Annotated in this window: 14 protein-coding genes; 1 reads left to right on the forward strand and 13 read right to left on the reverse strand. The window is 41.1% G+C overall.

What is annotated here, in order from left to right:
* Positions 1 to 41 precede the first annotated feature (41 nt).
* The 13 genes from C8P65_RS10235 to C8P65_RS10295 all read right to left on the reverse strand — a co-directional run bounded on the left by C8P65_RS10235 (position 42) and on the right by C8P65_RS10295 (position 13,003).
* Entirely contained in the window at positions 42 to 2,285 is a 2,244-nt protein-coding gene (locus C8P65_RS10235; RefSeq protein ID WP_107782719.1) for a polyribonucleotide nucleotidyltransferase, read from the reverse strand.
* Positions 2,286 to 2,400: 115 nt separating this feature from the next.
* Positions 2,401 to 2,670, reverse strand: coding sequence for a 30S ribosomal protein S15 (rpsO, locus tag C8P65_RS10240; RefSeq protein ID WP_009733893.1), 270 nt, complete (start codon positions 2,668 to 2,670; stop codon positions 2,401 to 2,403).
* 119 nt (positions 2,671 to 2,789) lie between these two features.
* Complete coding sequence (gene typA, locus C8P65_RS10245; protein ID WP_107782720.1) at positions 2,790 to 4,595, reverse strand: translational GTPase TypA; 1,806 nt, start codon at positions 4,593 to 4,595, stop codon at positions 2,790 to 2,792.
* Positions 4,596 to 4,697: 102 nt separating this feature from the next.
* Positions 4,698 to 4,826, reverse strand: coding sequence for a FeoB-associated Cys-rich membrane protein (locus C8P65_RS10250; RefSeq protein ID WP_107782721.1), 129 nt, complete (start codon positions 4,824 to 4,826; stop codon positions 4,698 to 4,700).
* A gap of 4 nt (positions 4,827 to 4,830) precedes the next feature.
* A complete protein-coding gene (locus C8P65_RS10255) occupies positions 4,831 to 5,523 on the reverse strand; it encodes an SIMPL domain-containing protein (protein ID WP_107782722.1) in 693 nt (230 codons plus the stop codon).
* 21 nt (positions 5,524 to 5,544) lie between these two features.
* A complete protein-coding gene (locus C8P65_RS10260; RefSeq protein WP_107782723.1) occupies positions 5,545 to 7,587 on the reverse strand; it encodes an HD family phosphohydrolase in 2,043 nt (680 codons plus the stop codon).
* 41 nt (positions 7,588 to 7,628) lie between these two features.
* On the reverse strand, positions 7,629 to 8,663 hold the full coding sequence (locus C8P65_RS10265; protein WP_107782724.1) for an OmpA family protein: 1,035 nt from the start codon (positions 8,661 to 8,663) through the stop codon (positions 7,629 to 7,631).
* 82 nt (positions 8,664 to 8,745) lie between these two features.
* Complete coding sequence (gene yidD, locus C8P65_RS10270; protein WP_009733887.1) at positions 8,746 to 8,955, reverse strand: membrane protein insertion efficiency factor YidD; 210 nt, start codon at positions 8,953 to 8,955, stop codon at positions 8,746 to 8,748.
* Positions 8,955 to 9,761 carry an enoyl-ACP reductase FabI gene (locus C8P65_RS10275; RefSeq protein ID WP_009733886.1) on the reverse strand — a complete coding sequence of 269 codons (807 nt, stop codon included), beginning with the start codon at positions 9,759 to 9,761 and terminating at the stop codon, positions 8,955 to 8,957. Before C8P65_RS10275 ends, yidD begins: the two co-directional genes overlap by 1 nt.
* 46 nt (positions 9,762 to 9,807) lie before the next feature.
* Positions 9,808 to 10,221, reverse strand: coding sequence for a type II toxin-antitoxin system VapC family toxin (locus C8P65_RS10280; RefSeq protein ID WP_107782725.1), 414 nt, complete (start codon positions 10,219 to 10,221; stop codon positions 9,808 to 9,810).
* Complete coding sequence (locus C8P65_RS10285) at positions 10,202 to 10,450, reverse strand: hypothetical protein (protein WP_107782726.1); 249 nt, start codon at positions 10,448 to 10,450, stop codon at positions 10,202 to 10,204. Before C8P65_RS10285 ends, C8P65_RS10280 begins: the two co-directional genes overlap by 20 nt.
* A gap of 29 nt (positions 10,451 to 10,479) precedes the next feature.
* Positions 10,480 to 11,724 (reverse strand): ornithine--oxo-acid transaminase, encoded by a 1,245-nt coding sequence (gene rocD, locus C8P65_RS10290; RefSeq protein ID WP_107782727.1) that lies wholly within the window; start codon positions 11,722 to 11,724, stop codon positions 10,480 to 10,482.
* Positions 11,725 to 11,764: 40 nt separating this feature from the next.
* The gene (locus tag C8P65_RS10295; protein ID WP_107782729.1) at positions 11,765 to 13,003 is read right to left on the reverse strand and encodes a sulfate adenylyltransferase subunit 1; all 1,239 of its coding nucleotides are present in this window, start codon (positions 13,001 to 13,003) and stop codon (positions 11,765 to 11,767) included.
* Between the two features lie 393 nt (positions 13,004 to 13,396).
* Here C8P65_RS10295 and C8P65_RS10300 point away from each other — a divergent pair.
* Positions 13,397 to 19,401: hypothetical protein (locus C8P65_RS10300; protein ID WP_107782728.1), on the forward strand; the 6,005-nt coding region annotated here is incomplete at its 3' end.

Genomic DNA, 19,401 nt, shown 5'->3' on the forward strand with positions numbered 1-19,401 from the left:
TTATAAAATATTATGAATACAAAAATTCTTATAATATACGCCTATTCCTGACGTGGTTTTTGGTTATTGTTGTGTCCTTTAGGACGGTCATTGCGGTCGCCGCGAGGTTTTCCATTGTAAGGTTTGTCTGACTTAGGTCGGTCTTCTCTCGCTGGGCGGTCAGGACGCTCTTCACGTGGTGGACGAGGCAACAAGGCTTTACGCGATACTCTCGTCTTCTTAGTTTTAGGGTCGATGCCTAGGTATTTTACTTCTATAATATCACCTTCTTTAAGAGCATCTTCTATTTTATCTACTCTGTCCCAAGATACTTCTGAGATGTGGAGTAAAGAGTCTTTACCAGGTACAAACTCTACGAAAGCCCCAAACTCTACTAGACGTACTACTTTCACAGTGTAAGTTTCACCTTCTACAGGTTCAAATTTCACTGCATTTACAGCTTCTATAGCTTCTTGTATACCAGCTTCATCAGTACCTAAGATTTCTACGATACCCAATTCACCTACTTCTTCTACCACAATGGTAGTTTTAGTACGAGCTTGTAGGTCTTGAATGTTCTTACCTCCTGTTCCGATAAATGCTCCGATAAATTCTTTAGGCATATCCATCTTCACAATCTTAGGAGCGTGAGGTTTCACAGTAGGATTAGGTTGTGCTATAGTGTCAGTTATTTTGCCCAAAATGTGCATACGTCCCTCACGTGCTTGGTTAAGGGCTTTTTCGAGGATTTCGTATGAAAGACCTTTTATCTTGATGTCCATTTGGCAAGCGGTGATACCATCAGCAGTACCGGTTACTTTGAAGTCCATATCGCCTAAGTGGTCTTCATCGCCTAAGATGTCTGAAAGTACCGCATAACGATCGCCGTCGCTGATAAGTCCCATAGCAATACCCGATACCGGTTTTACCATTTGTACCCCTGCATCCATTAGTGCCAAAGTACCTGCACACACAGTAGCCATTGATGATGAACCATTAGATTCTAAAATCTCAGATACTACACGTACTGTATACGGACAATCTTCTGGTATCATACGTTTAAGGGCGCGTTGAGCTAAGTTTCCGTGTCCTATCTCGCGGCGTGAAGTACCACGCAAAGGGCGAGCCTCACCGGTTGAGAATGGAGGGAAATTGTAATGTAGGTAGAAGCGCTCTTCGCCTTGTTCTGAAGGTAGGTCGATAACGTTTGCCTCGCGTGAAGTACCTAAGGTAACGGTAGTAAGCGACTGGGTTTCGCCACGTGTAAAGATAGATGAACCGTGGGCTGAAGGCAAATATCCTACTTCGCACCAGATAGGGCGTATTTGGGTAGTATTACGTCCGTCTAAACGAATATTTTCCTCTAAGATAAGGTTACGAACAGCCTCTTTTTCTGCATCCCCAAAATAACGAGTAATAAGAGGAGTTAGCTCTTCCAATTCCTCTTCGGTAAAAAGTGCTAAGCACTCTTCTCTCACCGCATTGAACTTTTCTCCGCGTTCTTGTTTAGTAGTATTTTCTTTAGCAATAGCATAGCATTTTTCATAAGCCAATGGGTATACTTTTGCTTTTACTTCTTCATTTTCTACTTCAGGCTCATAGGTGCGTTTTTCAGTCTTACCTACTTTTTCAGCCAAACGCAATTGTGCTTCGATATGTGGTTTGATAGCCTCGTGAGCAAATTTGATAGCTTCTGCCATATCTTTTTCGCTCACTTCGTCCATTTCACCTTCTACCATCGCTACGAAGTCTTTTGAAGCTCCCACCATAATATCGATGTCTGATGCTTCTAACTGCTCGCGACTAGGGTTTACTATGAATTTGCCATTCACACGTCCTACACGTACTTCAGAGATAGGTCCGTCAAATGGTATATCTGATACTGCCAAACACGCTGAGGCAGCAAGACCTGCTAACGCATCGGGCATTACGTTTTCATCGTGCGAGATAAGTTGTATCATCACCTGTGTTTCAGCGTGATAATCTTTAGGGAAGAGCGGACGCAATACGCGGTCTACCAAGCGCATTGTTAAGATTTCTTGGTCGCTAGGGCGAGCTTCACGTTTGAAAAAGCCCCCAGGGAAACGACCTGCTGCCGCAAACTTCTCACGATAATCTACCGTTAAGGGTAGAAAATCGGTTTCAGGGTTTATATCTCTTGCAGATACTACTGTTGCCAATAGCATAGCATTGCCCATTTGCACCACCACAGCACCGTCAGCTTGTTTAGCTAACTTGCCAGTTTCGATAGTAATGGTACGACCATCACCTAAATCGATAATTTCTTTTTTTACTTCTGGTATCATTCAATACTTGTTAATTGATAAGTGAAAATTGTTAATTGAATAGTTGTGTTGTGTGGTTTAAAAAGGCTACCAATGAAAACATTAAGCAAAAGGAGGCACTAAGCCTCCTCTCTTTTTATTTTCTAATGTTAAGCTCTTTGATAATTGCACGATATCTTTCAATATCGGTATTCTTCAAATAGTCTAGCAAACTTCTACGCTTACCTACGAGCTTTACTAACGAACGCTCGGTGTTAAAGTCCTTGCGATTCACTTTTAAGTGCTCTGTAAGGTGGTTGATTCTGAGGGTAAAAAGTGCGATTTGCCCTTCTGCTGAACCTGTGTTGGTTTCTGAACCTGCGTACTTTTTGAAAATTTCCGCTTTTACTTCTTTAGTTAAATACATTCCAATATTAATTTAATGATTATTATGTACAAATATTTTGTGGGTGCAAAAGTATTACCTTTTTTTTAGATATGCAAATTTTAGATGAAATATTATTTTGCCGCCCATTGCACTAACTACTAACTAAACTCTCGTTCGTGACGTTTGCGCTCGTTTTCATCTAAGTAGATTTTGCGCAAGCGCATATTTTTAGGGGTAACCTCTACGTATTCGTCTTTTTGTATGTACTCTAACGCCTCCTCAAGTGAGAATTTGATAGGAGGTGCCAATTTTACTTTTTCGTCAGACCCTGCTGCACGTACGTTAGTAAGCTTTTTAGTCTTAGTTACATTTACTACGATGTCGCCACTGCGTGAGTTTTCGCCTATTACTTGCCCTGTGTAGATATCTTCACCTGGGAAAATAAAGAACTTACCTCTGTCTTGCAGCTTGTCTAAAGAGTAGGGGATAGCGGTACCTTGTTCCATAGAAATAAGCGAGCCGTTGATGCGTCCTGCTATTTCGCCTTTGAAAGGTTGAAACTCTAAGAAACGGTGGTGAATGATAGCCTCGCCAGCAGTAGCCGTAAGCAGTTGGTTGCGCAAACCGATGATGCCACGCGAAGGAATCAAGAATTTGATAATCATTCGTTCTCCTTTAGGCTCCATACTTAGCATCTCGCCTTTGCGAAGTGTTACTAAGTCTACCGCTCTACCACTTACATTTTCGGGTAGGTCTATAGTCAGTTCTTCTACAGGCTCACATTTTACTCCGTCTATTTCTTTGATAATAACTTGTGGCTGACCAATCTGTAGTTCATACCCCTCGCGGCGCATTGTCTCTATAAGTACAGAGAGGTGTAGCACCCCACGTCCGTACACTACAAATTTGTCTGCACTATCAGTAGCCTCTACGCGTAGAGCTAAGTTTTTCTCTAGTTCGCGTTCTAAACGTTCTTTGATGTGGCGTGAAGTTACAAACTTGCCGTCTTTACCAAAGAAAGGAGAGTCGTTGATAGTGAAGAGCATACTCATCGTAGGCTCGTCAATAGCAATGGTAGGTAGCGCTTCAGGATTTTCGTAGTCGGCGATGGTATCACCTATTTCAAAACCTTCTAACCCTGCAATAGCGCAAATGTCGCCTGCTTGTACCTCTTCTACTTTTTTGCGACCTAAACCGTCAAAAGTGTGTAGTTCTTTTATTTTTGATTTTACGATAGAACCATCGCGTTTCACTAATGAGATGTTCATACCCGCTTTGAGTACGCCGCGGTGTAGGCGGCCGATAGCGATACGTCCAGTAAAAGTAGAATAGTCTAATGAAGTGATGAGCATCTGTAGGCTACCTTCTTCTACTTTAGGAGCAGGGATATGTTTTACAACCATATCCAATAGAGGCTCGATGCTGTCGGTTTTTTTGTGCCAATCTTCTGACATCCAGTTTTGTTTGGCTGAACCGTATACCGTAGGGAAGTCTAATTGCCAGTCTTCAGCCCCAAGTTCGAACATAAGGTCGAAAACCGCCTCGTGTACCTCATCGGGGGTACAGTTTTCTTTATCTACTTTATTGATAACTACTATAGGTTTGAGTTTCATCTCTATAGCCTTTTGTAGTACAAAGCGCGTTTGTGGCATAGGCCCCTCAAAAGCATCTACTAATAGTAGTACTCCGTCAGCCATATTCAGCACTCGCTCTACTTCTCCACCAAAATCGGCGTGGCCAGGGGTATCAATAATATTGATTTTGATATCTTTATAAATTACCGAAACATTCTTAGATAAGATGGTGATACCGCGTTCGCGTTCCAAGTCGTTGTTGTCTAAGATAAGTTCTCCCGCATCCTGATTGTCACGGAACAAAGCACAATGGTGCAAGATTTTATCAACAAGGGTAGTTTTTCCGTGGTCAACGTGAGCAATAATTGCTATATTTCTAATAGCGGTCATAGGTGCAAATAGTGTTTTTAAAAAATTGAGGGTGCAAAATTATAAAATAATTAGCAAATGACCAAATTTGCTAATTTACAAATTTTCTCATTCGCTAATGGTTTAGTGTCCGCATTTACAGCCTGCTCCCCCGCCACAGCTGTTTTTCTTTTTAGTAAAAAAAAACTTTTTTACTAAGAAAATTACTGCTGCAGCTACCAATATGTAGGCTATGATTTCTTGTATTTCCATAGTATTATTTAGTAAGTTCAAAAGTAACTATTATCTGACTATTGACTGAGATACTGCCAAGAGCTAAAGTAGTATTGCTAGGGGCAGCCCCTCTTATCATAACACTAGCAGGAGTGTCTCTTAAGCTCGTCTCTCTGATAGTTAGGGCTTTACCGATATTTTGGTCTAAGCTGGTAGCGTAAAGCAGTGCTTTTTTGCGAGCATCATCAATAGCTGCAATGCGTGCCTCTTGTTGTAGTTTAGCTCTTACACTGTCTTCTATGCCGAAAGTTACACTATTTATCTGGTTAACACCTGCTTCGAAGAGTGCATCCATTAAGGTTTCGTATTTTGCCAAGTTGTCCAATTTTATTTTGACAGTTTGCGAAATGCGGTATTGGTAGGTCTTGGTGTTGTAATCGTAATTCTTGTACAACGATACGTAGTCGGTCTGAAAATTCTTCATCGGCACTTCCTCTTTGTTGATAGCCTGAATTACTCTGGCTAACTTCTCTCCATTTTCTTGGCGTAGTAGTTTTGCATCTTTCCCTTCGCCTTCTATACTTACTGATATATTTACAAGGGTAGGAGTCGCCTCGATACTTGCTTCGCCTACTACATTCACAGTAGGAACTACAGACTGTACAACATCTTGTGCCGCCATCTGTGCCATACCCATATAGGATATGAATGAAAATAATAAAATGTAACGCTTCATATTTCTCAATTTATTTACTACTTATTCAGGATACGCGATTCTCACGTGGTAAATATTTGTTAGTTTGCTCTTAAATACCTTCTTAATGGCTTCTATTTCTTTGAATGAAATGTCTGAATTAGCAAACTGATTATCGTCTAACTGTTTTTTGATGATGCGGTCTACAAACTCTCCTAAGGCTTCGTAGGTAGGGTTTTTAAGACTTTTGGTAGCAGCTTCTACCGAGTCTGCCATCATAAGGATAGCCGTTTCTTTAGAGAAAGGAATAGGGCCTGGGTATCTAAAATCTTCCTCTTTTGCATTGGGGTTAGTGTCTAACTCTTTGCGGTAAAAATAATAGGTCAGGCTGCGCCCGTGATGGGTGCGTATAAAGTCGATAAGGCGCTCAGGCAATTTGTGTTTGCGAGCAAGTTCTATCCCGTCAGCTACGTGCTTGATGATTACCTTAGCACTCTGCAAAGGGGTTAGCTGGTCGTGTGGGTTTAGGCTTGTCTTTTGGTTTTCGATAAAGTACAAGGGGTTTTGCATCTTTCCAATATCGTGATACAAAGCTCCAACACGTACTAATAGCGTATTAGCTCCTATTTCGGCAGCAGCAGCTTCGGCTAAATTGGCTACCTGCATAGAGTGCTGGAAGGTACCTGGCGCTTTTTCAGAAAGTTGTCTTAATAGTGACGAATTGGTGTCGGACAACTCTAATAGCGAAACATCGGATACTAACCCAAAAGTGCGCTCGTATATATAGGTGAAAGGCTGTGAAAATAGAATACCTATACCATTGAGAATGAATAGGGTGAGCAGCGAAAGGTCTAAGCCTTTGAGGGTGCCCTCGGTAATAGTATGAAAGGCTATGTAGATAATTAGGTAGGCACCTGTGATGAGGGCTGCTGAAATAAAACTACTCAACCGGTAATGTACATTCTTAGGCGTTAGAATAATAGTCATAGCAGCTATTATCTGTATAAAAACAAACTGAAAGCTGTTAGGCACTATAAAACCTGTGATGAGAATAGTGCAGATAAAGACAAAAAAGACAGTACGCAAATCAAAAAACGACTTGAGTATGAGCACCATCATCGCTACAGGCACTATGTAGATGTATTCTGGCAGGTGTTTTACTACGATACCTACAAATAGTATCATACAGAGCATATTTAGTAGTACCACTACCAATTTTAGGTTGCTCTTATAGATTTTCTTCTCGTAGAGCTTTAGATAGAGAGCCATCACTGCCAATACGATAGCTACCAATACGTAATAGCCCAAAAGCGACCAGTTGTAGTTATTCTGGTTCCAAGTCTGTGTTTCGTACTCGTCTTTTAGCGATTGTAGGGTGTTTAGCTTTTCGCCCTCTACTAATTCGCCTTTGGCTATAATGAGTTTCCCTTTATTTACCCAACCTCTAGTAAAAACGATTTCTTTCAGATTTTGGTCTAACGTTTTCTGAGTGAAATTCTGGTCTACCGTTAGGTTAGGAGTGAGTACATCGAAAAATAAATCGCAGTAGTTTTTTGCGTATTCGTTATAAGGAGATGAGTGGAAATAAGCCTTTACACTCGCGCTGAGGTGTTGCAATGAGAGTATTTGGGCAGTTGGCAGTTCCTCTATTTGGTTGTTATGCCTAATAACGGCTATTTCTGAAGGGCTATTGTCTGGCATTTTTAGTATAATCCCTTTGTGATAGCTTTCTTTTAAGAAAGTTTCGGCCTTTTGTAGCAAAACCTCCTTACGAGCAGCGGGTATATGACTAAAATAGTCGTTTTTCTTCTGTTGAAACTTCTGTAATGCCGATGTAAAGGCTGTTGTATCTTGTCGATAGTACACCGTAGAGTGCTCTGTAATTTGAGCTTCTTCAGCTTTTATCTGTTCAGCCGTTTTCTTTAAAGGAAAATCAAAAGGAGCATAAAGGTTTTCGTGCTGCCATAATTCTCCTTTGCGAAACTCGTATTTGAACTTCGCCTTTTCGGGGAAAACCTGTAGTATCAGTACTAAAGCTACAGCAAAAGCTAAGCCCTTAAATACTACTGACTGTTTTGCAAAGAGTTTGATATTATGTAGTTTCATCGGTTTGATGGCTTTGAGAGGGCAAAGGTAGTAAAAAATACCTACTTCACAATAAACTCTACTCTTTTGTTTGCTTGGTGTTGTTCTTCAGTACAAGGAACTCCGTTTTCACAGCCATTTACGGGCTGTGTTTCTCCATAACCCTTAGCGGTAAGCCGTTCGCGCGAGATACCTTTATCTATTAACCATTGCTCAATAGCTAGGGCTTGAGTATTTGAAAGCGACATATTGTAATCGTCATCGCCTCTACTATCGGTATGCACCCTTATGTCGAGTGCTACCTCAGGATGCTCTTCTAAGAAAGTTACTATTTTTGCTAATTGCACCGAAGCATCATAGCGTATGTTAGTACGACCATAATCAAAATGTATATTGTCAATTTCAAAAACAGAAGCTAAATTGTCCCCTTGGTTTATTGTGCTACTTAACGGAATTAACTGTATAAACTGTTGCATCTCACCAGGTGTTGCAAATATTAAAGGCAATGTAAAAACTTCGTAATTAGGCTTTATTATTTGCAAGTAGCCATTATCAAAAGCAGTACCACTGCTCTTATTGCTCAATACGAAGAATCCAATTTCATCAGTAGTGTCGGTCAGTAGCGTTTGCATACCCTCATCGCAGAGGATAATCTGAGCATCACTGATAATACTGCCGTCAGAGGCGTCAATTACCATACCTATAAATTCTTTCTGAGAGTAGTTATTAGGATTGGCAATCTTAGGAGCGCTAGGCAATAGCTCTGCAAACATACGTTGCGAGGCAGGAAGAAACTGAGCTAATAAATGTTTCGCTTCTTTGTCTTCACCCATATTTTGTAGAGTTTGACTGTAGTGGTACAAATCAATGGGCGAGGGCGTGTAGCCAGTAGTAGTGGTTAGCTTTTCATACCAAGTAAAGGCACGAGGGTATATCTGTGTAGAATAATAATAGTTAGCCAAACGCGTTACTACCTCTTGTGTTTGATACCCTTTCTCGGCAATGGTTTGGTATATTAGGGCAGGGGTTATCCGTATTTGCGAAAAACTTAGCGCCACCGAGCCTATTAATAGGCTGAAGAATACTTTTGTTTTCATACTATTACGAATTTTAAGACTTTTATCGAGACAAATGTACGAAAATAAAGTTGAATAACCAAACTAAAAAACAAAAAAAGTATTACGGTACGGGGTCATACCCACATCCGCCCCAAGGATGGCATCTGGCGATGCGTTTTAGGGCTAACCAGCTTCCTTTAAAAGCACCGTATTTCTTTAGCGCCTCCAGAGCGTATTGCGAACAGGTAGGGGTATAACGACAAGTGGGTGGTTTCAGAGGAGAAACCACCACCTGATAAAATCGTACTAAAAATATAAATAAATATTTCATTAACTGAAGCGCTCTATTACCTCATTGCTTACGCCGGTGCTTGAGAAACCACCATCGTGGTAGAGGTTCTGCATTGTTACTTTGCGGGTAAGGTCAGAGAATAGACTCACGGTATAGTTAGCACAATCTAAAGCCGTAGCGTTGCCTAGTGGCGACATTGCATCAGCATAAGCTATAAAGCCACCAAAACCTTTTACGCCTTGTCCGGCAGTAGTAGGGGTAGGCGATTGTGAGATAGTGTTTACGCGTACTTTTTTGTCTTTGCCAAAGAAATAACCAAAGCTGCGTGCGATAGACTCTAAGTAGGCTTTGTTGTCAGCCATATCATTATAGTCAGGAAAAGTGCGTTGTGCTGCCATATAGGTGAGGGCTACAATACTGCCCCACTCATTCATCGCATCGTTTTTATAGAGTACTTGGCACAACTTGTGAAAAGATAGGGCTGATACATCCCAACCTTTTTCGGTATTTGCGTAGTTAGACTCGGTGTAAGGTATATTCTTGCGCACATTTACCGACATACCGATAGAGTGCAATACGAAGTCTAACTTACCGCCTAATATTTCTACTGATTTGGTAATCAGGTTTTCGAGGTCGTCCATATTAGTAGCATCAGCAGGGATAATTTCAGAGCCTGTTTTTTCGGCTAAGTTTTTTATTTGTCCCATACGCATAGCTACAGGGGCATTGGTAAGCACAAACTTACCACCTTCTTCGTGTACACGCTCAGCGGTCTTCCACGCAATTGAATTTTCGTCTAAGGCACCAAAGATGATACCTCTCTTTCCTTTTAATAAATTGTACATTTTTTTTTAGATATTTGTTAGGTGTTAGTTGTTTTATTTTTCAATATTAAATTAGCTCTTTCAGAAACTGTTCAGGGGTTACTACTGAAATATCATCTACTAAAAAGTCCTTTACATTACGAGTTATGATAATAGGTATACCGTGTTCTTTAGCAGTAAAGTACTGATAACCGTCTTCTATATCTTTAAAATTAGAATATAGCGACTTCTCAATGATATGCTTATCAAAAGGTAGTATCTTTACTATTTTGGCAAATTCTTTCAGTTTGTACTTAGTTTGCTCTTTATTAAATTTTTGTTCTAAAAAGTAAGTAACTGTACCAAAAGAAAGAGCTGAAAAATACAACGTAATCCTTTCTCTATTAGCCATAGTAAAAACAGCTTTAGCAAGATTAAAAAACTTAGGTCTTTCAAATAGCAAATCTAAAGCTATATTGGTGTCAATAAATATCTTCTTCATAATACTTTTCTAATATTCCTCTACATAAATCTCTTTTCCAATCATTTTTATCAGATGTATCTAATTTTTGAAGAAAGTCTTTGGGAGTCCCTAAAATACCACTTAGATTTTCTATTGCAGCTAAAAACTCACTGTCTTTATCAGTCTCAAAATCATTTTGATACGCTAAGTTACCCTCAAGCAGCCCTGCTTGAGGGAGTGTTTCTTCTATGATAGTGTTTGTATTCATAGTTTAGGTATTAGTTATGTTACTAAGAACTAATTTTCAAATTCCTTTAGGGTATTGATAATGATGTTAATACACTCTCTTAATTCTGTTTCGTTCATTACTAATGGAGGCGCAAACCTGATGATATTACCGTGGGTAGGTTTAGCTAATAGTCCATTATCGCGCATCCTTAGGCAGATGTTCCAAGCGGTATCGCTATCTTCAGTATCATTGATAACTACTGCATTCAGCAGTCCTTTGCCGCGTACTAAAGTAGCAACCTTTGAGTTTTTGATATAGTCGCTGAGCTCTTTGCGGAAAATCTCACCCAAACGAGCTGCATTTTCAGCCAATTGTTCGTCTTTTACCACTTGTAGCGCTTCTATAGCAACAGCCGCTGCCAAAGGGTTACCCCCAAAGGTACTGCCGTGTTGCCCTGCTTTTATCACACGCATAATGCGGTCATCGGCAAGTACTGCACTTACAGGATAAACGCCTCCGCTGATAGCTTTGCCAAGTACTAAAATATCGGGCTTAACATTCTCGTGGTCTACTGCCAAACGCTTGCCAGTACGTGCTACGCCTGTTTGTACCTCATCGGCTATAAAAATGGCATTATAACGTTCGCATAAGGTTTTAGCACCACTTAGGTAACCTTCAGAAGGCACATATACTCCCGCTTCGCCTTGTATAGGCTCTACTAAAAAGCCTGCTACGGTAGCCGCATTTCCAGCCAATACTTTTTCTAAGGCTGCTAAGTCGTTATATGGTACTGATACAAAGCCCGGTGTATAAGGTCCGAAGTTAGTACGCGCGTTCTTGTCAGACGAAAAAGAGACTACTGTAGTAGTGCGCCCGTGAAAGTTCTGCTCGCATACGATGATAATAGCAGCACTTTCGGGTACGCCTTTTTGTTCGTAAGCCCATTTGCGGCATATTTTGATAGCTGTTTCTACCGCTTCAGCCCCTGTATTCATAGGAAGGACTTTCTCAAAGCCAAAATATTCAGTAACGTACTTTTCATATACGCCTAATTTGTCATTATAAAAAGCGCGAGAGGTAAGGGTAAGCGTTTGTGCTTGTTCTGTTAGCGCTTTGATGATACGTGGGTGGCAGTGCCCTTGGTTTACAGCAGAATAAGAGGAAAGGAAGTCGAAATAACGTTTTCCTTCCACATCCCACACGTATACGCCTTGCCCTTTGCTAAGCACTACTGGCAGAGGGTGATAGTTATGCGCTCCGTACTGGTCTTCTAGAGCCATAGCTTGTTCTGAGGTTAATGTATTCTTTGTCATATTATTTAATATTTAGTTTTTAGATTTTAGGTTTAGGGGGTTATGCTATCATTACGGCACCTACGGTAGCGTTGCTGGTTTCGTCTATGAGAATAGCGCTGCCCATTGGCGGATTGTCAGCAAAAACATCATATACTAAAGGCGCAGCTGCTTTTATACGTATTTTGGCTATCTCATTGAGTTTTACGCTTTCTACCTCTTCTTCTTGGTCGAGGGTATTGACATCTATCTTATAGGCAATCTCTTTTACTACTACCTTCACCAATCGGCTGCGCTGCTGTAGTAGGTACTTGTTGCCTTCTTTTAAGGCGCGCTTGTCCATCCAGCAGACAATCGCTTCTATCTCTTGACTTTGAGTGGGTTCAGCCTCTTCGCTGGCAAAGTAGTCACCGCGCGAAATGTCGATATCGTCTTTAATGTGCATCACTACAGGCTCGCCAGCCTTAGCTTCGGCTACCTCCTCGCCATTGCGCTCTATTTTGCTTATCTTAGTGCTGATACCTTCGGGTAGTACCACTATTGCATCGCCTTTGCGGTAAGTGCCCGAAATGATTTCGCCTGCATAGCCTCGATAGTCGTGTAGGGCTTCGGTCTGTGGGCGTATAACATATTGCACCTGAAAACGCGGTTCTTTGTAGCTGTTCTGACTGATTTCTATTGTCTCTAAAAAGTCTAAAAGCGAAGTGCCTTTATACCAAGGCATTGCCTCAGTGGTATTCACGATATTATCGCCTACGAAAGCCGAAATAGGGAAGTAATGCACGCTTTTCAGTCCCAAACGTTTGGCAACGGTCTCGTATTCGCGTTTGATGCTTTCAAAAGTATCTTCGGCATAGCCTACCAAGTCCATTTTGTTCACAGCTACTACCACTTCAGGTATGTTGAGCAGTGAGGCAATAATAGAGTGGCGACGTGTTTGTTCGGTTACCCCATTGCGGGCATCGACTAAGATGATGATAAGCTGCGAGTTAGAGGCGCCAGTTATCATATTGCGGGTGTACTGAGTATGACCAGGGGCATCGGCAATGATAAACTTGCGTTTAGGGGTAGCGAAGTAGCGATACGCTACATCTATAGTGATGCCTTGCTCACGTTCAGCACGCAGACCGTCGGTTAGGATAGCGAGGTCTATACCATCATCGTTTTTATTTTTTGATTGTTGTTCAAGGGCTTCTAATTGGTCAGCCAATATGCTTTTGCTGTCGTATAACAGTCTACCGATGAGGGTACTCTTGCCGTCATCTACGTTTCCTGCAGTTATAAATCTTAATATATTCATTATACCTAATTTGTCGATGTCAATTTGTAAATTTGTTGCAAAGGTACAAATAATTAGCGAATAAACAAATTTGTTATCTTCCTCCATCAGAAAATTATTCTATAGCCACTTACCCTATACAAACAATATAGGAAGGATATACTAAGAGCGAACGATAAACGAACTTTTACCGAATAGTAGATGTCCAATAAACTACCCAAAAATAAAAAAATGTACTAATTTCTCCAATAAAAATAGTTTTTTATACAAATTCCCTTTGATGTGTATATAATATAAAAAATGTTAAAAAAAATACTCGCTAAATAAAAAGTTGTATTTTTGCCAAAATTTACCTTTAACTAAGTTATTTCACATATAAAAAAAACTATTTTATTAACTGGAAAAACAAGAGAAATGAACGAGAAAAAAATGTTGAAACACCTATTTAAGTGGGTGACTTTTATCTTATTATCTTTCCCTATTGCAATGTCTGCACAGATAGCTGTTAGTGCATCAGCCGAAAACCCTGTGCACTTCGCTAATACCGACGACTTTTCAGCGGGAATACTAACAATTCAGTTCAATATGCCAGCAGGAAAAACTTCTGCAGAAGTAGAGGTTACGCTCGCTGACGGAATTCAGTACGTAGCAGCTTCAGAAACTATTACGGGTGGTTCTGTTACTCTCAAAGCTGGCTCAACTAACACAAAACCTGTGTTTACAATCTCCTCTACAGGGGGTACGCTTGTAACCTTGCAAATCAAACGAAAGGTTACCAAAGCTGCAATGGCTAAATTGCGAAATGGCGATAACTTCTCCGATGCAGTAAAACTTACCATAGCGGGCAATACCGCTATCGATAATGACAACACCTACAAGTTGCCCATACCTGTATTTACTGTACAAGTACCCTCAAGCCACAATAATGCTTTGGGTACCAGTACTCAAACCTTTACTATCCTCAATGGGGGTGAAGGAAAGGTAAAAGAAATTTATTTTTCTATTGATTACCCCGCTAATGTTACAGGTAATAGGGTTGTCTACAATGGGGCTACCCTCACGCAGGTAGGTACTGTCCCTGCAGGTTTGCCTAATGCAGGCAAACCTCTCTACAAAGCTACCGTACCTGCTGGTCTGCCTAAGAATGGTACTATTACCATTTCCGAAAATTACACCGTAGCTAAGTGCGACCCTAACCGACAAATAAAATACATAGCCTACTGGGGCGCCGATAAAGACAATCTATTTGCCAGCGCTAACAACGCAAAGGCTATTAATATCAATATGGGTACACCTAATATAGTATTAGACACTAACAACCAGAATACTTATTTTGAGTGGCGCGATGGTTTGTGCGGTAATACCGTAGGTACTTTCTATGTTACCTACGAAAATAAAGGTACTCCTAACGGAACTGCCTACAACCTCAATACTTTGCTCTACGAACTACTAAGCTGGAGTAGCGACCGCGAGTTTAAGCCCGCTAATGTCAATATTATTGATAGCAACGGCAATAAAATCCCTCTGCCATTAACAGGTCCTAATAGCTCTGTTTATTCTATAGATTATAGCAATGCTGCTGCTTTGCAAGTTACCGCTTTAGCAGGCAAAAATATAGGTCTTACCGATGAAGACGGCGATGGGTATGCCGATGATATGAAAGTAGGTGCCAAAATAAAAATCTGCTTCGATTGGGTCAAAAACCAAGGTATAAAATGCTTGCAAAAAGGCAAGGGCGCCGAAGCTTTTAGTATTCAGCCTCAAACCCAATTCCAATACGATGATGTCTGCAAAGGTACGCGCATTACCTCTGCTGCTCAAAACGTACGTGATAATACCTTCAGACGCTCTTTCGACAATGTTTCCGATGGATCTAAAATACCTGTTCAGTTAGTACAAAATGTTCCTGTTGAGGGCTATTTCTACGCCGCTATCAACTTCTCTGACTCAAGTATAAGAGAACGCGTGAAAGGAAGTTCAATGACTGTAAACGAACATCGTTTCAGATACCACGTACAGTTACCTCCTGGTGTAGCTCTCAAAAATGTGAAATATCATAAAACCAGAACCTATGGTACAGAGATCTCAAACACACCCCTCAGCAATGTACCTGCTGGTGGAGTGCTAGATTATACTACTAACTCTCGAGATAGAGGCTACATTAGCTATGAAATGGTATTAGAAAACTGTCACGGAACTGGCGGTAATATCACATATAGCCTTTATTATTTAGACAGAATAGGTACTACCAATAACTTCTGCGAAATTCCAGTAGTGTGCGAAACTAAAAATATACCTACAGTTTGCCCTAGCCCTTGCTCGGCTAATGGTCCCGTAATGAACCGCACTTATGTAGAACGCGCCGATAATTCCTATGGGTGGACTGACCATAATATGACTGCCCGCGTAGCACGTGCCGCTGTCTCTGCTATAGACCGCCAACGCGCTCTGTACTTAGACGATATCGAAGTGTTTGCCGAAGGAACGCAAGCCAATATTGCCTCTGATAACCTCTATTACTACGCTGCCGTAACTTCTGAAACTGTATTAGAACCTAAATTTATCAAAGTAACCATAGGAGGTGCTACTACGGTGTTATCAGCTAACGATTCAGGTGTTCTAACCAGAGCAAACGATGCTTCTGGTAACTATTTCCGTTGGAACCTTACCAGTGCTTTGCCTGGTGGCAACCTTGCTGCTAACCAAAACTTCTCTGTAGTGGCTACCTACCAAGTGAAAAGCGGTAATGTAAGCAATGAAGATGGTACTACCCGACAAGCTGGAGACGAATCCTTCTTCTACACCTTAGCTAATAAAAATGATACAGCTATCAATGCCGCAAAAGCACTGCATACCAATGCAAGAGCTTGTGGCACTAAGTTAGTGCCTACTTTCTATGTCGCTGATACCAGAACTATCTTGGCTACTAATAATTATGATATTAGTGGCTGTGAAGAAACAGAGTTAGGCTATAACCTTATATACGCTTCTCGCCGTTTCAATACCGATGGTACTTACTTTACTAACGAGTTCCGTCCAGGCCGCCTTATCAAGAAAATTACTATCAAAATGCCTTTGGCTTATAGTATTACACAGCCTGTTGTTTACGAATATTTGATTAAGGCTCAAAGCAGTAGTGTTGTTAAAAACACTATTAACATTCCTTTAGCCGATTTCCAAGTTACTGAAGAAGGTAACTTCAGAGTCTATACCTATGTGAATAAACCTGAAGGACAAGCAGGTCACTTACCTCCTGGAATGATCGCCGTAAAGAACGAGTATAGTGAGTGGATACGACCAAAAATTCAAGCCTCTTGCAAGGCAAGAGAGAGAAGAACTTTCAACAATAATGATCAGGCTGCAGCGGCTGCAGGCGAAAGAATAGATTCTCATATAGAATTCGAAGATTTCTATTACCATTACCGCGGTACAACAGAAAAACAAGAAGTGACCGATTATCTGTATAACCGCCCTATTCGCTATACCAATAAACCTACAATAGCTATACAATCAGGTGCTTATTCTGTTAAAGCTATACAACGCGAACAGCAATTAGAATTCCAGCTAAAATCAGGCCTTATACCTGCTCCAAATGCGTGGGTATCAGTACCCGATGCTACAGGTATTAGCATTGTCAAATTAGAAGAACTAAGTGGCGCAGGTGGCTCTGTGGTCAATACTTACACTCCTGAAGCATCTCTTGCTAACGAAAAAATGTTCTTCCTAAATCAAACTATCAACAATACAGGTAAATACTTCCGCCTTACCTACGATGTAACAAACTGCAGCTTTAATAAGTTGCCTTTCGAGTTACACGCCGGTTGGAACTGTTCAGGCAACCCTACTAAGGGCTACCGAGAGGCTTGTAGCGACGATAAGAAAAACTTTGAGGTAATAGTTGCTAAAACCTATAAACAGATAACCCCTGCGAGCACTAACCCCGGACAAGGTGGGCATAGCAACACTATCCCAATGTGTACCGCTACTCCTTATAGCTACGTTATCAATAGTGCCGATGAGGGGAATATTTACGATGTGAAATTAGTAGTTACCCAAGGAGCTGGTATTACCTTCTCCGATGTCCAAATAGAGTACCCCCTCAATAGTGGTACTATCTATACCGTAGGTACTGGGGCTAATAAAATTATTTATAGCCAAAATGGTAACAAACATATTTACGACCTGAGTGCTGTCTTGCCTAATGGTGCTTTGAAAGGTACACTTTCAGCTGCTAACGGAAATGAACGTCAGCTAAAACTTACTTTCAAAGTAACTCCCGATTGCGACTTCTCTGCTGGTTCATCTTTCAATATAGAAGTCGATGGTAATAACCTTTGTGGAAAACCAGCCCTTGGTGATAGAAGTAGTGCTATTATTGCAGGTATCAATAATGTAAATATTAATGACTATAAAATAGCTCTAACACCATTCCAAAAAATAAGTGGTAATGGCTCTGCTTGCAGTGCCGGAGTTACTTATCGTACAAGACTTACTATTAATGCTATTACAAACCCTAGTTCTTTCGAAACCGGTGCTAATGGGCGTTTGCGATTCCGTATCCCTCAAGGATATGAGTTACTATGGCTTAACATAACACAACGCAGTGCACAATACAACCCTCCTGCTGTAGTTTGGGCTAATCCTAATCGCCAAACAGCTGAAGAAAGAATGGTAGGAAATGAATATGAAGTCGTAGTCAATATACCTCAAAAAATGAAAAATGCCGATTGGTTTGACTATGACATCCGTATCCGACAAAAAGCTGACGCCCTGTTAGGTTGTGATGACCCTAAAGAACTAAAAGCCTTTGCAACAGGTTCCATCTCTGGGGTAATGTGTGGCGCAACAGCTTGCCCTTCTTTTGTCGTAAGTACTTCGCCCGAACGTACTATAACTGTTGATAACGAACGCCCTTCTCTATCATTTACCGATGTAAAGGTAACTTCTAAAGCCCTAAGTGGAAAAGAAGAACTGAGCATTAAATATAAAATTACCAATGCGGCTACTGCTTCAGCTACTCTTAGCAATAAGCCTGTCGTTGTTAATCTGTACTACGATGTGAATAACAATGGTTTAGTCGATGCAGCCGACACCTTAGTGGCTACTCATACTACAGCTACTCTAAACTTAACTGCAGGAGCTACTTCTGCCGAACAAAGTTTTACACATCTAACCGATGCCTCACAAGTATGTAGGTTATTATTGGTGATTAAAAATGAAAACAACGTATGCCTTTGCGATGATGTTAATAGCACTTTCTTAGCACCTACTCCTATAGAAGGCCTGACCCAAAGTTTTACTACTTGTGAAACTAGTAGCCTTACCCTTGCGTATCCCGCTGCTGCAGCTACCTATACTGGCTATAATTGGACAGCCGTAAGCCCAGCAGATGCTACTAATTACTTGTCTGCTGCCAATGTAGCTACACCTACATTCTTGTATAACGGAGCAAAACTTACTACTACCCTTACAGTTACCTATGCCTTTAAAGTAAGACGCAACTATGGTTGTGAGGCTACCCAAACAGTAACAGTAGTAGTAACCCCTCAAACTATGAACTTTACACCTCCTACTCCTTTAGTGGTGAGCTGTAATAATACTGCAGGTATCAATACTTGGCTTAATAGCGCTACCGCTACCGATAGCTGTGGCAATGTAATGAGTATTACTAATGACTACAACGCTGTAAAACCTGCCGACCCTTGCAACGCTCCTAACGGAGGGGTCGTAACAGTTACTTTTGTAGCAAAAGATCCAAATGGTAATACGCTTACTAAAACAACTACTATTACCTTAGTAAATATAAAAGCTGAAAATGATACCTTTACCGTTACCCACGGCGCAGTAGCAACTACTACTACCGGTACTGTTTTAGATAACGATAAGGTAGGAACTCAAACAGCTACTGTAGGTACTGTGAGCTTGTCGGTAACTATACCTGCTAGCGGAGTAGCAGGCTCGGCAACCCCAACACTTAATAGCAATGGTACGGTAACCGTCCCTGCAGGCACTGCATCAGGCACTTATCAAATCGGTTACAAGATATGCAAAACAGTAGCAGCAGTTACTGTTTGCGATACCGCTACGGCTACTGTAGTGGTAGGCGCAGTACCGATAACAACAGTAGGCGAAGAATATACCGTAACGGGTACTATTACCACCCCAACAACAGTAGGTAATATCCTTACTAATGATGGTATCGGCGGACAAACACCAACGGTAGCGAGTGTAACTATCCATACGGCTACACCTACAAGCGCTACAACGCCACGTATCGACCCAAGTACTGGTAATGTCATTATTCCAACAGGCACGTCAAGCGGTACTTATACTATGACTTACTACTTGTGCGAGCGAGCTAATAGCAGCAATTGTAGCACACCTACAACAGTAACAGTAACCGTAGTAGGGGTAAGCAC

This window comes from Capnocytophaga leadbetteri, from assembly GCF_003054025.1.
GTDB classification, from domain to species: domain Bacteria; phylum Bacteroidota; class Bacteroidia; order Flavobacteriales; family Flavobacteriaceae; genus Capnocytophaga; species Capnocytophaga leadbetteri.

Coding starts and splice junctions, on each gene's coding strand:
- C8P65_RS10235 (WP_107782719.1), bottom strand. CDS start 2,285: ATGATACCAGAAGTAAAAAAAGAAATTATCGATTTAGGTGATGGTCGT.
- rpsO (WP_009733893.1), bottom strand. CDS start 2,670: ATGTATTTAACTAAAGAAGTAAAAGCGGAAATTTTCAAAAAGTACGCA.
- typA (WP_107782720.1), bottom strand. CDS start 4,595: ATGACCGCTATTAGAAATATAGCAATTATTGCTCACGTTGACCACGGA.
- C8P65_RS10250 (WP_107782721.1), bottom strand. CDS start 4,826: ATGGAAATACAAGAAATCATAGCCTACATATTGGTAGCTGCAGCAGTA.
- C8P65_RS10255 (WP_107782722.1), bottom strand. CDS start 5,523: ATGAAGCGTTACATTTTATTATTTTCATTCATATCCTATATGGGTATG.
- C8P65_RS10260 (WP_107782723.1), bottom strand. CDS start 7,587: ATGAAACTACATAATATCAAACTCTTTGCAAAACAGTCAGTAGTATTT.
- C8P65_RS10265 (WP_107782724.1), bottom strand. CDS start 8,663: ATGAAAACAAAAGTATTCTTCAGCCTATTAATAGGCTCGGTGGCGCTA.
- yidD (WP_009733887.1), bottom strand. CDS start 8,955: ATGAAATATTTATTTATATTTTTAGTACGATTTTATCAGGTGGTGGTT.
- C8P65_RS10275 (WP_009733886.1), bottom strand. CDS start 9,761: ATGTACAATTTATTAAAAGGAAAGAGAGGTATCATCTTTGGTGCCTTA.
- C8P65_RS10280 (WP_107782725.1), bottom strand. CDS start 10,221: ATGAAGAAGATATTTATTGACACCAATATAGCTTTAGATTTGCTATTT.
- C8P65_RS10285 (WP_107782726.1), bottom strand. CDS start 10,450: ATGAATACAAACACTATCATAGAAGAAACACTCCCTCAAGCAGGGCTG.
- rocD (WP_107782727.1), bottom strand. CDS start 11,724: ATGACAAAGAATACATTAACCTCAGAACAAGCTATGGCTCTAGAAGAC.
- C8P65_RS10295 (WP_107782729.1), bottom strand. CDS start 13,003: ATGAATATATTAAGATTTATAACTGCAGGAAACGTAGATGACGGCAAG.